Source organism: Methylophaga sp. UBA5088 (genome assembly GCF_002414625.1).
In the GTDB taxonomy this organism is placed as follows: domain Bacteria; phylum Pseudomonadota; class Gammaproteobacteria; order Nitrosococcales; family Methylophagaceae; genus Methylophaga; species Methylophaga marina.
Genome location: NZ_DIAC01000034.1, coordinates 514 through 824 on the forward strand (window position 1 = coordinate 514; position 311 = coordinate 824).

The following is a 311-nucleotide window of genomic DNA, read 5'->3' on the forward strand; positions in this document are numbered from 1 at the left end:
AGAGGTTGTTTGCGTGGTTGCAGATAAATAATGGCAGATTCCACTTTGGGTACTGGATCAAACGCCTCTGGTGGCACTACAAATAACATGTCTGTATGACATTGATACTGAATCATGATGCTCAATCGACCATACTGCTTTGTCCCAGGCTGCGCACAGATGCGCTCGACAACCTCTTTCTGCAACATAAAACACATATCACTAATAGCGTCTGCAAAGCTGAGTAAATGAAACAATAAAGGTGTGGTGATGTTGTAAGGTAAATTGCCAATGATTCTAAGTGGTTTTTGCTCAGTGATTAATTGAGAGTA

General features: G+C 41.2%; 1 protein-coding gene. It reads right to left on the reverse strand.

The window, feature by feature from the left end:
• A partial coding sequence (locus tag B4K20_RS04790; protein WP_289282064.1) for a ribosomal RNA small subunit methyltransferase A occupies positions 1-311 on the reverse strand: 311 nt, incomplete at both ends.